This window comes from Streptococcus sp. oral taxon 431, assembly GCF_001553685.1.
Lineage (GTDB): Bacteria > Bacillota > Bacilli > Lactobacillales > Streptococcaceae > Streptococcus.
The window spans coordinates 1077555-1092117 of sequence record NZ_CP014264.1; the positions used below are offsets into that span (position 1 = coordinate 1077555).

At 48.7% G+C, this 14563-nt stretch carries 7 protein-coding genes and 1 pseudogene; 1 reads left to right on the plus strand and 7 read right to left on the minus strand.

Features of this window, described 5'->3' with window-relative positions; genetic code table 11:
* Nucleotides 1–92: 92 nt before the first annotated feature.
* From AXE83_RS11735 to AXE83_RS11765, 7 genes are all read right to left on the minus strand, one after another.
* Nucleotides 93–755, minus strand: coding sequence for a hypothetical protein (locus AXE83_RS11735; RefSeq protein WP_060955668.1), 663 nt, complete (start codon nt 753–755; stop codon nt 93–95).
* 1014 nt (nt 756–1769) lie between these two features.
* Nucleotides 1770–2804, minus strand: coding sequence for a hypothetical protein (locus tag AXE83_RS11740; protein ID WP_060955669.1), 1035 nt, complete (start codon nt 2802–2804; stop codon nt 1770–1772).
* A 201-nt stretch (nt 2805–3005) separates the two neighbouring features.
* On the minus strand, nt 3006–3164 hold the full coding sequence (locus AXE83_RS11745) for a hypothetical protein (RefSeq protein WP_443031034.1): 159 nt from the start codon (nt 3162–3164) through the stop codon (nt 3006–3008).
* Nucleotides 3165–3293: 129 nt separating this feature from the next.
* Nucleotides 3294–9752 (minus strand): hypothetical protein, encoded by a 6459-nt coding sequence (locus AXE83_RS11750; RefSeq protein WP_443031035.1) that lies wholly within the window; start codon nt 9750–9752, stop codon nt 3294–3296.
* An 81-nt stretch (nt 9753–9833) separates the two neighbouring features.
* Nucleotides 9834–10160: a hypothetical protein gene (locus AXE83_RS11755; protein ID WP_269465292.1), complete on the minus strand. Its 327-nt coding sequence runs from the start codon at nt 10158–10160 to the stop codon at nt 9834–9836.
* 57 nt (nt 10161–10217) lie between these two features.
* Nucleotides 10218–11216, minus strand: coding sequence for a hypothetical protein (locus tag AXE83_RS11760; RefSeq protein ID WP_269465293.1), 999 nt, complete (start codon nt 11214–11216; stop codon nt 10218–10220).
* A 57-nt stretch (nt 11217–11273) separates the two neighbouring features.
* Entirely contained in the window at nt 11274–12608 is a 1335-nt protein-coding gene (locus AXE83_RS11765; protein WP_269465294.1) for a hypothetical protein, read from the minus strand.
* A 76-nt stretch (nt 12609–12684) separates the two neighbouring features.
* On the opposite strand from AXE83_RS11765, the pseudogene AXE83_RS11770 reads away from it, so the two are divergent.
* Nucleotides 12685–14076, plus strand: a pseudogene (locus AXE83_RS11770) (hypothetical protein); the annotation flags it as partial.
* Between the last annotated feature and the right edge of the window lie 487 nt (nt 14077–14563).

Below are 14563 nucleotides of genomic sequence, written 5' to 3' on the forward strand. Positions count from 1 at the left end.
GAAGGTAAGGAAGTTCTCGCTAATGCGGACCAAGCTACCTTGGGAACAGTTGGTCAAGATGATCAAGAAACACCAACTTCAGATACAACTTCTCAGTCATTAAGTGAGAGTGAATCAGTATCAGCGAGTGAATCTGCATCTGTATCAGCAAGCACAAGTGCGTCTGAGTCAGCCTCAACAAGTGCATCTGTATCAGTAAGCACATCAGCTTCAGAGTCGGCAAGTACCTCTGCATCTGAGTCAGCCTCAACGAGCGCTTCGGCTTCGGCATCGACAAGTGCATCTAAGTCAGCGTCAACAAGTATCTCTGCTTCATCAACTGTAGCAGGATCACAAACAGCTACGAAAGAAACTGTAACCGAAGCTGGCAAAGAAACAAGCTCGCTAACTGATAAAGTAGGTGAATCATCAGAAACGGCATCGACAACTTTAGAGGGCAAGGTAACCCTTAATACCCTAATCTCTAAAGTAGAGAAAGTTTCAGATTCAACTACCAACTTCTCGTCTTCTGCAACAGATCTTGTAGCCACAACTGCCGCTACAGAAGCAACTGCTAAGAAGGTCGAAGAAGATCGTAAGAAACTTGCTAAACTTTCAGCTGAGATGGGTGAGTATCTTGCAAAAGCTGCTGGTTTGCCAAATACCGATTCAGCTATCACTAAGGTGAATGCTGCTGTAGTAGAGATTGAAAAAGCACTTGCAGATCCGACAGCTGATTTGACAGCAGTCGTGCAAAAGGCAACTTCGGCTCGCAATGCTATCGCTAATGTTGTTTTGAACGCGAATTCAGATCAGCTGAATAACCTTAATGGTCAAGCTAATTCTCAAAGCGATGATACTAGATCAATAGATCCCCAAAATCAGTCTAAACTTGATTCTGAAAAAGAAATTTTAGACCAAAATCTGTCTGAAGCAGAAATTCTAAAAAAACTAGCAAGTGATTATGCAGCGTCAGTTACTAATGCTGATCAAAAAGCAGTTATTGAACAAGCTATTGCTAATGTTCAGAAGGAGATCACTGCAAGTACTGATTTGCTTAGTACAAATGCCAGTCTCCAATCCTATCCTGAGCAACGCAAGCGTTTAGGAGATTCCATTGATCAGTTGATAGCTTCTATGAATGCTGCTGGTTTTTCTGGCAATACGACTGTAAATGGTGCTCCTGCAATTAGTGCCAGTTTAAACATTGCTAAAGGTCAGACAAAAGTTTATATAGGTGCCGGTAAAGATTCAAATAATATCCCAATTTACTATAAATTGACAGTATCAAATAATGGATCAAAACTGACCTTTGTTTATACAATTACTTATGATAATCCTAAAACGTCGACTGTAGAAAAGCCTTCATCCTTGTCTTATGGATATTCTATCTATAATACAGGAAAAGCTTATCAAACTATGTTTACGCTAGGGAAGGGATTAGGAACACCTTCAAGTGTAACAAACTACATTACGGATTCTAGCGGTAAGCAAGTTGCTAATCCTCAGTCAAATACTACCCCTACCTTTACTATTGGAACTGGGAATTATACATGGTCAGATGGGTACCAAATGAATGGGTATCAGGCTAAGCAGGGGTATGGTTTAACATCAACTTGGACTGTACCGATTACTGGAACGGATACATCTTTTACCTTTACCCCTTACGCTGGTAGAACTAATGTATCTGGAACGAACTTTTTCAATAGTGGAGTAAAAGTAGTTGAATCTGAATCTAGTACAACCAGTCAGTCGCTTTCACAATCCAAGTCACTCTCAGTAAGTGCTAGTCAAAGCGCTTCGGTGTCAGCCTCAACAAGTGCCTCAGCTTCAGCGTCGACTAGCGCATCTAAGTCAGCGTCAACGAGTGCCTCAGCCTCAGCATCGACCAGCGCATCTAAGTCAGCTTCAACGAGTGCCTCAGCTTCAGCCTCGACAAGTGCATCTAAGTCAGCGTCAACAAGTGCGTCTAAGTCAGCCTCGACAAGTGCATCTAAGTCAGCTTCAACGAGTGCCTCAGCTTCAGCCTCGACAAGTGCATCTAAGTCAGCCTCGACAAGTGCGTCTAAGTCAGCCTCGACAAGTGCATCTAAGTCAGCGTCAACAAGTGCGTCTAAGTCAGCCTCGACAAGTGCATCTAAGTCAGCCTCGACAAGTGCGTCTAAGTCAGCCTCGACAAGTGCATCTAAGTCAGCGTCAACAAGTGCGTCTAAGTCAGCCTCGACAAGTGCATCTAAGTCAGCCTCAACGAGTGCCTCAGCTTCAGCCTCGACAAGTGCATCTAAGTCAGCCTCAACGAGTGCCTCAGCTTCAGCCTCGACAAGTGCATCTAAGTCAGCCTCGACAAGTGCATCTAAGTCAGCGTCAACAAGTGCGTCTAAGTCAGCCTCGACAAGTGCATCTAAGTCAGCCTCGACAAGTGCGTCTAAGTCAGCCTCGACAAGTGCATCTAAGTCAGCGTCAACAAGTGCATCTAAGTCAGCCTCAACGAGTGCCTCAGCTTCAGCCTCGACAAGTGCATCTAAGTCAGCCTCAACGAGTGCCTCAGCTTCAGCCTCGACAAGTGCATCTAAGTCAGCATCAACAAGTGCCTCAGCTTCAGCCTCGACAAGTGCGTCTAAGTCAGCGTCAACGAGCGCCTCAGCTTCAGCATCGACCAGCGCATCTAAGTCAGCGTCAACGAGCGCCTCAGCTTCAGCCTCGACAAGTGCATCTAAGTCAGCGTCAACAAGTGCGTCTAAGTCAGCAAGCACATCAGCTTCTGAATCAGCAAGCACAAGCGCGTCAGAATCAGCGTCAACCAGTGCAAGCCAGTCAGCAAGCACATCGGCATCAGAATCAGCATCAACAAGTGCGTCAGAGTCGGCAAGTACAAGTGCTAGTCAATCAGCAAGCACATCGGCCTCAGAGTCAGCGTCAACCAGTGCGAGCCAATCAGCAAGCACAAGCGCGTCAGAATCAGCGTCAACCAGTGCGAGCCAATCAGCAAGCACATCGGCTTCTGAATCAGCATCAACAAGTGCTAGTCAATCAGCAAGCACATCGGCATCAGAGTCAGCGTCAACAAGTGCGAGCCAATCAGCAAGCACAAGCGCTTCTGAGTCAGCAAGTACAAGTGCAAGCCAATCAGCAAGCACATCGGCTTCAGAATCAGCATCAACAAGTGCGTCAGAGTCAGCAAGCACATCGGCTTCTGAATCAGCATCAACAAGTGCTAGTCAATCAGCAAGCACAAGCGCATCAGAATCAGCAAGCACATCAGCCTCTGAGTCAGCATCAACATCAGCTTCTGAATCAGCATCAACAAGTGCTAGTCAATCAGCAAGCACATCGGCTTCAGAATCAGCATCAACAAGTGCGTCAGAGTCAGCAAGCACATCGGCTTCTGAATCAGCATCAACAAGCGCCTCTGAATCAGCAAGCACAAGCGCTTCTGAGTCAGCAAGTACAAGTGCAAGCCAATCAGCAAGCACATCGGCTTCTGAATCAGCATCAACAAGTGCGTCAGAATCAGCAAGCACATCAGCCTCTGAGTCTGCATCAACAAGTGCTTCAGAATCAGCAAGCATATCGGCTTCTGAATCAGCGTCAACAAGTGCGTCAGAGTCAGCAAGCATATCAGCTTCTGAGTCAGCATCAACAAGTGCGTCAGAGTCAGCAAGCACATCGGCTTCTGAATCAGCATCAACAAGTGCGTCAGAGTCAGCATCAACATCAGCTTCTGAATCAGCAAGTACATCAGCTTCAGAGTCAGCGTCAACAAGTGCGTCAGAATCAGCAAGCACATCGGCTTCAGAATCAGCATCAACAAGTGCGTCAGAGTCAGCGTCAACAAGTGCATCAGAATCAGCAAGCACATCAGCTTCTGAATCAGCATCAACAAGCGCCTCTGAATCAGCAAGTACATCAGCTTCTGAATCAGCATCAACAAGCGCCTCTGAATCAGCAAGTACATCAGCTTCTGAGTCAGCGTCAACAAGTGCGTCAGAGTCTGCATCAACATCAGCTTCTGAGTCAGCGTCAACAAGTGCATCAGAGTCAGCAAGCACATCGGCTTCTGAATCAGCATCAACAAGCGCATCAGAATCAGCAAGCACATCAGCTTCTGAATCAGCATCAACAAGCGCCTCTGAATCAGCATCAACAAGCGCATCAGAATCAGCAAGCACATCGGCTTCTGAATCAGCATCAACATCAGCTTCTGAGTCAGCATCAACAAGTGCGTCAGAATCAGCAAGCACATCGGCTTCTGAATCAGCATCAACAAGCGCATCAGAGTCAGCATCAACATCAGCTTCTGAATCAGCAAGCACATCGGCTTCTGAATCAGCATCAACAAGTGCGAGCCAGTCAGCAAGCACAAGTGCCTCAGAATCAGCAAGCACATCAGCTTCTGAGTCAGCGTCAACCAGTGCAAGCCAATCAGCAAGCACAAGTGCGTCAGAGTCTGCATCAACATCAGCTTCAGAGTCAGCATCAACAAGCGCCTCTGAATCAGCAAGTACATCGGCTTCTGAATCAGCATCAACAAGTGCTTCAGAGTCAGCAAGCACAAGTGCCTCAGAATCAGCAAGCACATCGGCTTCTGAATCAGCATCAACAAGTGCTTCAGAGTCAGCAAGCACATCGGCTTCTGAATCAGCATCAACAAGTGCGTCAGAATCAGCAAGCACAAGCGCATCAGAGTCTGCATCAACATCAGCTTCTGAATCAGCATCAACAAGTGCGTCAGAGTCAGCAAGCACATCGGCTTCTGAATCAGCATCAACAAGTGCCTCAGAATCAGCAAGCACATCAGCCTCTGAGTCAGCATCAACAAGTGCGTCAGAGTCTGCATCAACATCGGCTTCTGAATCAGCATCAACATCAGCTTCTGAGTCAGCGTCAACAAGTGCGTCAGAGTCAGCAAGCACAAGTGCCTCAGAATCAGCATCAACGTCTGCATCTGAGTCAGCATCAACATCAGCTTCTGAATCAGCATCAACAAGCGCATCAGAATCAGCAAGCACATCGGCTTCTGAATCAGCATCAACATCAGCTTCTGAGTCAGCATCAACAAGTGCGTCAGAATCAGCAAGCACATCGGCTTCTGAATCAGCAAGCACATCGGCTTCTGAATCAGCATCAACAAGTGCAAGCCAATCAGCAAGCACATCAGCCTCTGAGTCGGCATCAACAAGTGCGTCAGAGTCAGCATCAACAAGCGCATCTGAATCAGCAAGCACAAGCGCATCTGAGTCAGCATCAACATCAGCTTCTGAATCAGCAAGCACATCGGCTTCTGAATCAGCGTCAACAAGTGCTTCAGAGTCAGCAAGCACAAGTGCGTCAGAATCTGCATCAATGTCAGCCTCTGAATCAGCAAGCACATCGGCTTCTGAATCAGCGTCAACAAGTGCGTCAGAGTCAGCAAGCACATCGGCTTCTGAATCAGCATCAACAAGTGCGTCAGAATCAGCAAGCACATCAGCTTCTGAATCAGCATCAACAAGTGCGTCAGAGTCAGCAAGCACATCGGCTTCTGAATCAGCATCAACGTCTGCATCTGAGTCTGCATCAACATCAGCTTCTGAATCAGCATCAACAAGCGCCTCAGAATCAGCAAGCACATCGGCTTCTGAATCAGCATCAACATCAGCTTCTGAGTCAGCATCAACAAGTGCCTCAGAATCAGCAAGCACATCAGCCTCTGAGTCAGCATCAACAAGTGCGTCAGAGTCTGCATCAACATCGGCTTCTGAATCAGCATCAACAAGCGCCTCTGAGTCAGCATCAACCAGTGCTTCAGAGTCAGCAAGCACATCAGCTTCTGAATCAGCATCAACAAGTGCGTCAGAATCAGCGTCAACAAGCGCATCAGAGTCTGCATCAACGTCAGCCTCTGAGTCAGCATCAACAAGTGCATCAGAGTCAGCAAGCACAAGCGCATCAACATCAGCTTCTGAATCAGCAAGCACATCGGCTTCTGAATCAGCGTCAACAAGTGCGTCAGAGTCAGCAAGCACATCAGCTTCTGAGTCTGCATCAACAAGTGCGTCAGAGTCAGCAAGCACATCGGCTTCTGAATCAGCATCAACAAGTGCTTCAGAGTCAGCAAGTACAAGTGCGTCAGAATCTGCATCAACGTCAGCCTCTGAGTCAGCATCAACAAGCGCCTCTGAATCAGCAAGCACATCGGCTTCTGAATCAGCGTCAACAAGTGCGTCAGAGTCAGCAAGCACATCGGCTTCTGAATCAGCATCAACAAGTGCTTCAGAGTCAGCAAGCACATCGGCTTCTGAATCAGCATCAACAAGTGCGTCAGAGTCAGCAAGCACAAGTGCATCAGAATCAGCAAGCACATCAGCTTCAGAATCAGCAAGCACATCAGCCTCAGAGTCAGCATCAACAAGTGCGTCAGAGTCAGCATCAACATCAGCTTCTGAATCAGCATCAACAAGTGCGTCAGAGTCAGCATCAACAAGCGCCTCTGAATCAGCAAGTACATCGGCTTCTGAATCAGCATCAACAAGTGCTTCAGAGTCAGCAAGTACAAGTGCCTCAGAATCAGCAAGCACATCGGCTTCTGAATCAGCATCAACCAGTGCTTCAGAGTCAGCAAGTACAAGCGCATCAGAATCAGCAAGCACATCGGCTTCTGAATCAGCATCAACAAGTGCATCAGAGTCAGCAAGCACATCGGCTTCTGAATCAGCATCAACAAGTGCGTCAGAGTCAGCAAGCACATCGGCTTCTGAATCAGCAAGCACAAGTGCGTCAGAGTCTGCATCAACATCAGCTTCTGAATCAGCATCAACAAGTGCGTCAGAGTCAGCATCAACAAGTGCATCTGAGTCAGCAAGCACAAGCGCATCAGAATCAGCAAGCACATCGGCTTCTGAATCAGCGTCAACAAGTGCGTCAGAGTCAGCAAGCACAAGTGCGTCAGAGTCAGCAAGCACATCGGCTTCTGAATCAGCATCAACCAGTGCGTCAGAGTCTGCATCAACATCAGCTTCTGAATCAGCATCAACAAGCGCCTCTGAATCAGCAAGCACATCGGCTTCTGAATCAGCATCAACAAGTGCGTCAGAGTCTGCATCAACAAGCGCATCAGAATCAGCAAGCACATCAGCTTCTGAGTCAGCATCAACAAGTGCATCTGAGTCAGCAAGTACAAGTGCATCAGAATCAGCAAGCACATCGGCTTCTGAATCAGCGTCAACAAGTGCGTCAGAGTCTGCATCAACAAGTGCATCTGAGTCAGCATCAACAAGCGCATCAGAATCAGCAAGCACATCGGCTTCTGAATCAGCGTCAACAAGTGCGTCAGAATCAGCAAGCACAAGTGCGTCAGAATCAGCAAGCACATCGGCTTCTGAATCAGCATCAACAAGTGCGTCAGAATCAGCAAGCACATCAGCCTCTGAGTCAGCATCAACAAGTGCGTCAGAGTCTGCAAGCACATCGGCTTCTGAATCAGCGTCAACAAGTGCGTCAGAGTCAGCAAGCACAAGTGCGTCAGAGTCAGCAAGCACATCGGCTTCTGAATCAGCATCAACCAGTGCGTCAGAGTCTGCATCAACATCAGCTTCTGAATCAGCATCAACAAGCGCCTCTGAATCAGCAAGCACAAGCGCATCAGAATCAGCATCAACGTCTGCATCAGAGTCAGCAAGCACATCGGCTTCTGAATCAGCATCAACAAGTGCGTCAGAGTCTGCATCAACAAGCGCATCAGAATCAGCAAGCACATCAGCTTCTGAGTCAGCATCAACAAGTGCATCTGAGTCAGCAAGCACAAGCGCATCAGAATCAGCAAGCACATCGGCTTCTGAATCAGCGTCAACAAGTGCGTCAGAGTCAGCAAGCACAAGTGCGTCAGAGTCAGCAAGCACATCGGCTTCTGAATCAGCATCAACCAGTGCGTCAGAGTCTGCATCAACATCAGCTTCTGAATCAGCATCAACAAGCGCCTCTGAATCAGCAAGCACAAGCGCATCAGAATCAGCATCAACGTCTGCATCAGAGTCAGCAAGCACATCGGCTTCTGAATCAGCATCAACAAGTGCGTCAGAGTCTGCATCAACAAGCGCATCAGAATCAGCAAGCACATCAGCTTCTGAGTCAGCATCAACAAGTGCATCTGAGTCAGCAAGCACAAGCGCATCAGAATCAGCAAGCACATCGGCTTCTGAATCAGCGTCAACAAGTGCGTCAGAGTCAGCAAGCACATCGGCTTCTGAATCAGCATCAACAAGTGCGTCAGAGTCTGCATCAACATCAGCTTCTGAATCAGCATCAACAAGCGCCTCTGAATCAGCAAGCACATCGGCTTCTGAATCAGCGTCAACAAGCGCGTCAGAGTCTGCATCAACATCGGCTTCTGAATCAGCATCAACAAGCGCCTCTGAATCAGCAAGCACATCAGCCTCTGAGTCAGCATCAACAAGTGCGTCAGAGTCAGCATCAACAAGTGCATCAGAATCAGCAAGCACATCGGCTTCTGAATCAGCGTCAACAAGTGCGTCAGAGTCAGCAAGCACATCAGCTTCTGAGTCAGCATCAACCAGTGCGTCAGAGTCAGCAAGCACATCGGCTTCTGAATCAGCATCAACAAGTGCGTCAGAGTCTGCATCAACATCAGCTTCTGAATCAGCATCAACAAGCGCCTCTGAATCAGCAAGCACAAGCGCATCAGAATCAGCAAGCACATCAGCCTCTGAGTCAGCAAGCACAAGTGCATCAGAGTCAGCAAGCACATCGGCTTCTGAATCAGCATCAACAAGTGCGTCAGAGTCAGCAAGCACATCGGCTTCTGAATCAGCGTCAACAAGCGCATCAGAGTCAGCAAGCACATCGGCTTCTGAATCAGCATCAACAAGTGCGTCAGAGTCAGCATCAACAAGCGCATCAGAATCAGCAAGCACATCGGCTTCTGAATCAGCGTCAACAAGTGCGTCAGAGTCAGCAAGCACATCGGCTTCTGAATCAGCGTCAACAAGTGCGTCAGAATCAGCAAGCACATCGGCTTCTGAGTCAGCGTCAACAAGTGCATCAGAGTCAGCAAGCACATCGGCTTCTGAATCAGCGTCAACAAGTGTGTCAGAGTCTGCAAGCACATCGGCTTCTGAATCAGCATCAACAAGCGCCTCTGAATCAGCAAGTACATCAGCTTCTGAGTCAGCGTCAACAAGTGCGTCAGAGTCAGCAAGCAAAAGCGCTTCTGAATCAGCATCAACAAGTGCGTCAGAATCAGCAAGCACAAGCGCATCAGAGTCAGCATCAACATTAGCTTCTGAATCAGCAAGCACATCAGCTTCTGAGTCAGCGTCAACAAGTGCATCAGAGTCAGCAAGCACAAGCGCATCAGAATCAGCATCAACGTCTGCATCAGAGTCAGCAAGCACATCGGCTTCAGAATCAGCATCAACAAGCGCGTCTGAGTCTGCATCAACGTCAGCCTCTGAGTCAGCGTCAACAAGTGCGTCAGAGTCAGCAAGCAAAAGCGCTTCTGAATCAGCATCAACAAGTGCGTCAGAATCAGCAAGCACAAGCGCATCAGAGTCAGCATCAACATTAGCTTCTGAATCAGCAAGCACATCAGCTTCTGAGTCAGCGTCAACAAGTGCATCAGAGTCAGCAAGCACAAGCGCATCAGAATCAGCATCAACGTCTGCATCAGAGTCAGCAAGCACATCGGCTTCAGAATCAGCATCAACAAGCGCGTCTGAGTCTGCATCAACGTCAGCCTCTGAGTCAGCATCAACAAGTGCGTCAGAATCAGCAAGCACAAGCGCATCAGAATCAGCATCAACAAGTGCATCTGAGTCAGCCTCAACGTCAGCTTCTGAGTCAGCAAGTACAAGTGCGAGTCAATCAGCAAGCACAAGCGCATCAGAGTCAGCATCAACATCAGCTTCTGAATCGGCATCAACAAGTGCGTCAGAGTCAGCGTCAACATCAGCATCTGAATCAGCCTCAACGTCAGCTTCTGAGTCTGCATCAACAAGTGCGTCAGAATCAGCAAGCACAAGCGCATCAGAATCAGCATCAACAAGTGCATCTGAGTCAGCCTCAACGTCTGCATCAGAATCAGCCAGCACATCAGCTTCTGAGTCAGCGTCAACAAGTGCGTCAGAGTCTGCATCAACATCAGCTTCAGAATCAGCCAGCACATCAGCATCTGAATCTGCAAGCACAAGCGCCTCTGAGTCAGCATCAACGTCAGCTTCTGAGTCAGCAAGTACAAGTGCGAGTCAATCAGCAAGCACAAGCGCATCAGAGTCAGCATCAACATCAGCTTCTGAATCGGCATCAACAAGTGCGTCAGAGTCAGCGTCAACATCAGCATCTGAATCAGCCTCAACGTCAGCTTCTGAGTCTGCATCAACAAGTGCGTCAGAATCAGCAAGCACAAGTGCGTCAGAATCAGCAAGCACAAGTGCGTCAGAGTCAGCGTCAACCAGCGCTTCTGAATCAGCCTCAACGTCAGCTTCTGAGTCAGCATCAACAAGTGCGTCAGAATCAGCAAGCACAAGCGCATCAGAGTCAGCGTCAACCAGCGCTTCTGAATCAGCAAGCACAAGCGCCTCTGAATCAGCAAGCACAAGTGCCTCAGAATCAGCATCAACAAGCGCATCAGAGTCAGCATCAACAAGTGCGTCAGAATCAGCAAGCACAAGCGCATCAGAGTCAGCAAGTACAAGTGCATCAGAATCAGCAAGCACATCGGCTTCTGAATCAGCAAGTACATCAGCTTCTGAGTCAGCGTCAACCAGTGCGTCAGAGTCAGCAAGCACAAGCGCTTCTGAATCAGCGTCAACCAGTGCGTCAGAATCAGCAAGCACAAGCGCATCAGAGTCTGCATCAACATTAGCTTCTGAATCAGCAAGCACATCAGCTTCTGAGTCAGCGTCAACAAGTGCATCAGAGTCAGCAAGCACAAGCGCATCAGAATCAGCATCAACGTCTGCATCAGAGTCAGCAAGCACATCGGCTTCAGAATCAGCATCAACAAGCGCGTCTGAGTCTGCATCAACGTCAGCCTCTGAGTCAGCATCAACAAGTGCGTCAGAATCAGCAAGCACAAGCGCATCAGAATCAGCATCAACAAGTGCATCTGAGTCAGCCTCAACGTCTGCATCAGAATCAGCCAGCACATCAGCTTCTGAGTCAGCGTCAACAAGTGCGTCAGAGTCTGCATCAACATCAGCTTCAGAATCAGCCAGCACATCAGCATCTGAATCTGCAAGCACAAGCGCCTCTGAGTCAGCATCAACGTCAGCTTCTGAGTCAGCAAGTACAAGTGCGAGTCAATCAGCAAGCACAAGCGCATCAGAGTCAGCATCAACATCAGCTTCTGAATCGGCATCAACAAGTGCGTCAGAGTCAGCGTCAACATCAGCATCTGAATCAGCCTCAACGTCAGCTTCTGAGTCTGCATCAACAAGTGCGTCAGAATCAGCAAGCACAAGTGCGTCAGAATCAGCAAGCACAAGTGCGTCAGAGTCAGCGTCAACCAGCGCTTCTGAATCAGCCTCAACGTCAGCTTCTGAGTCAGCATCAACAAGTGCGTCAGAATCAGCAAGCACAAGCGCATCAGAGTCAGCGTCAACCAGCGCTTCTGAATCAGCAAGCACAAGCGCCTCTGAATCAGCAAGCACAAGTGCCTCAGAATCAGCATCAACAAGCGCATCAGAGTCAGCATCAACATCAGCTTCTGAATCGGCATCAACAAGTGCGTCAGAGTCAGCGTCAACATCAGCATCTGAATCAGCCTCAACGTCAGCTTCTGAGTCTGCATCAACAAGTGCGTCAGAATCAGCAAGCACAAGTGCGTCAGAATCAGCAAGCACAAGTGCGTCAGAGTCAGCGTCAACCAGCGCTTCTGAATCAGCCTCAACGTCAGCTTCTGAGTCAGCATCAACAAGTGCGTCAGAATCAGCAAGCACAAGCGCATCAGAGTCAGCGTCAACCAGCGCTTCTGAATCAGCAAGCACAAGCGCCTCTGAATCAGCAAGCACAAGTGCCTCAGAATCAGCATCAACAAGCGCATCAGAGTCAGCATCAACAAGTGCGTCAGAATCAGCAAGCACAAGCGCATCAGAGTCAGCAAGTACAAGTGCATCAGAATCAGCAAGCACATCGGCTTCTGAATCAGCAAGTACATCAGCTTCTGAGTCAGCGTCAACCAGTGCGTCAGAGTCAGCAAGCACAAGCGCTTCTGAATCAGCGTCAACCAGTGCGTCAGAATCAGCAAGCACAAGCGCATCAGAGTCTGCATCAACATTAGCTTCTGAATCAGCCTCAACGTCTGCATCAGAGTCAGCAAGCACATCGGCTTCAGAATCAGCATCAACAAGCGCGTCAGAGTCAGCATCAACAAGTGCATCAGAGTCAGCAAGCACATCAGCATCTGAGTCTGCATCAACGTCAGCCTCTGAGTCAGCATCAACAAGTGCGTCAGAATCAGCAAGCACAAGCGCATCTGAATCAGCATCAACAAGTGCATCTGAGTCAGCCTCAACGTCTGCATCAGAATCAGCAAGCACATCAGCTTCTGAGTCAGCGTCAACAAGTGCGTCAGAGTCTGCATCAACATCAGCTTCAGAATCAGCCAGCACATCAGCATCTGAATCTGCAAGCACAAGCGCCTCTGAGTCAGCATCAACGTCAGCTTCTGAGTCAGCAAGTACAAGTGCGAGTCAATCAGCAAGCACAAGCGCATCAGAGTCTGCATCAACATCAGCTTCTGAATCAGCATCAACAAGCGCATCAGAGTCTGCATCAACAAGTGCGTCAGAGTCAGCGTCAACATCAGCATCTGAATCAGCCTCAACGTCAGCTTCTGAGTCAGCATCAACAAGTGCGTCAGAATCAGCCAGCACATCGGCTTCAGAATCAGCAAGTACAAGTGCGAGCCAGTCAGCAAGCACAAGTGCGTCAGAGTCAGCAAGCACATCAGCATCAGAGTCAGCGTCAACCAGCGCTTCTGAATCAGCCTCAACGTCAGCTTCTGAATCAGCATCAACAAGTGCGTCAGAGTCAGCAAGCACATCGGCTTCTGAATCAGCAAGCACAAGCGCATCAGAATCAGCATCAACGTCTGCATCAGAGTCAGCAAGCACATCGGCTTCTGAATCAGCATCAACAAGTGCGTCAGAGTCTGCATCAACAAGCGCATCAGAATCAGCAAGCACATCAGCTTCTGAGTCAGCATCAACAAGTGCATCTGAGTCAGCAAGCACAAGCGCATCAGAATCAGCAAGCACATCGGCTTCTGAATCAGCGTCAACAAGTGCGTCAGAGTCAGCAAGCACAAGTGCGTCAGAGTCAGCAAGCACATCGGCTTCTGAATCAGCATCAACCAGTGCGTCAGAGTCTGCATCAACATCAGCTTCTGAATCAGCATCAACAAGCGCCTCTGAATCAGCAAGCACATCGGCTTCTGAATCAGCGTCAACAAGTGCGTCAGAGTCAGCAAGCACATCGGCTTCTGAATCAGCATCAACAAGTGCGTCAGAGTCTGCATCAACAAGCGCATCAGAATCAGCAAGCACATCAGCTTCTGAGTCAGCATCAACAAGTGCATCTGAGTCAGCAAGCACAAGCGCATCAGAATCAGCAAGCACATCGGCTTCTGAATCAGCGTCAACAAGTGCGTCAGAGTCTGCATCAACAAGTGCATCTGAGTCAGCATCAACAAGCGCATCAGAATCAGCAAGCACATCGGCTTCTGAATCAGCGTCAACAAGTGCGTCAGAATCAGCAAGCACAAGTGCGTCAGAATCAGCAAGCACATCGGCTTCTGAATCAGCATCAACAAGTGCGTCAGAATCAGCAAGCACATCAGCCTCTGAGTCAGCATCAACAAGTGCGTCAGAGTCTGCAAGCACATCGGCTTCTGAATCAGCGTCAACAAGTGCGTCAGAGTCAGCAAGCACAAGTGCGTCAGAGTCAGCAAGCACATCGGCTTCTGAATCAGCATCAACCAGTGCGTCAGAGTCTGCATCAACATCAGCTTCTGAATCAGCATCAACAAGCGCCTCTGAATCAGCAAGCACAAGCGCATCAGAATCAGCATCAACGTCTGCATCAGAGTCAGCAAGCACATCGGCTTCTGAATCAGCATCAACAAGTGCGTCAGAGTCTGCATCAACAAGCGCATCAGAATCAGCAAGCACATCAGCTTCTGAGTCAGCATCAACAAGTGCATCTGAGTCAGCAAGCACAAGCGCATCAGAATCAGCAAGCACATCGGCTTCTGAATCAGCGTCAACAAGTGCGTCAGAGTCAGCAAGCACAAGTGCGTCAGAGTCAGCAAGCACATCGGCTTCTGAATCAGCATCAACCAGTGCGTCAGAGTCTGCATCAACATCAGCTTCTGAATCAGCATCAACAAGCGCCTCTGAATCAGCAAGCACAAGCGCATCAGAATCAGCATCAACGTCTGCATCAGAGTCAGCAAGCACATCGGCTTCTGAATCAGCATCAACAAGTGCGTCAGAGTCTGCATCAACAAGCGCATCAGAATCAGCAAGCACATCAGCTTCTGAGTCAGCATCAACAAGTGCATCTGAGTCAGCAAGCACAAGCGCATCAG